Genomic DNA, 1,031 nt, shown 5'->3' on the forward strand with positions numbered 1-1,031 from the left:
CTGGGGATGTACGTCCCCCAGACCTCCCGCAGCGCGTTGCACACCTCGCCGACCGTCGCGCGGGCCTTCAGCGCCTCGCGCATCGGGTAGAGGACGTTGTCCGTGCCCTCGGCGGCCTTCTTCAGGGCGGTCAGGGCCGTGTCCACCGCCGCCCGGTCGCGCTCGGCACGGAGCCGGGCCAGCCGCTGCGCCTGCTGCGCCTCGATCGCCGGGTCCACCCGCAACGGCTCGTACGGCTCCTCCTCGTCGAGCTGGAACCGGTTGACGCCGACCACGACCCGCTCGCCGGAGTCGGTCTCCTGGGCGATGCGATACGCACTGCGCTCGATCTCACCCTTCTGGAAACCCCCCTCGATGGCCGCCACCGCCCCGCCCAGCTCCTCCACCCTCCCCATCAGCCCGACCACCGCCGCCTCCACGTCATCGGTCAGCTTCTCGACGACGTAGGAACCGGCGAACGGATCGACCGTCGCCGTCACATCCGTCTCGTACGCCAGCACCTGCTGCGTCCGCAACGCCAGACGAGCACTCTTGTCCGTCGGCAGGGCGATGGCCTCGTCGAAGGAATTGGTGTGCAGCGACTGCGTCCCGCCCAGCACCGCCGCCAGACCCTGCACCGCCACCCGCACCAGATTCACCTCCGGCTGCTGCGCCGTCAGTTGCACCCCGGCCGTCTGCGTATGGAAACGCAGCATCAGCGACTTGGGATCCCTCGCCCCGAACTCCTCCCGCATCACCCGCGCCCAGACCCGACGCGCCGCACGGAACTTGGCGACCTCCTCCAACAGCGTCGTCCGGGCCACGAAGAAGAACGACAACCGCGGCGCGAAGTCGTCCACGTCCATACCCGCCGCGACCGCCGTGCGCACGTACTCGATCCCGTCCGCCAGGGTGAACGCGATCTCCTGCACCGGCGAGGCACCCGCCTCCGCCATGTGGTACCCCGAGATCGAGATCGTGTTCCACCTCGGCATCTCCACCCGGCAGTACCGAAAAATGTCCGCGATCAGCCGCAGCGACGGCCTCGGCGG

Annotated in this window: 1 protein-coding gene; it reads right to left on the reverse strand. The window is 69.6% G+C overall.

All coding sequences use genetic code 11. The annotated features are described in order from the left end of the window. On the reverse strand, positions 1-1,031 hold a 1,031-nt coding region (locus RM704_RS44525), incomplete at both ends, for a methylmalonyl-CoA mutase family protein (protein ID WP_311593559.1).

The sequence above is a fragment of the Streptomyces gottesmaniae genome (assembly GCF_031845845.1).
Taxonomy (GTDB): domain Bacteria; phylum Actinomycetota; class Actinomycetes; order Streptomycetales; family Streptomycetaceae; genus Streptomyces; species Streptomyces akebiae.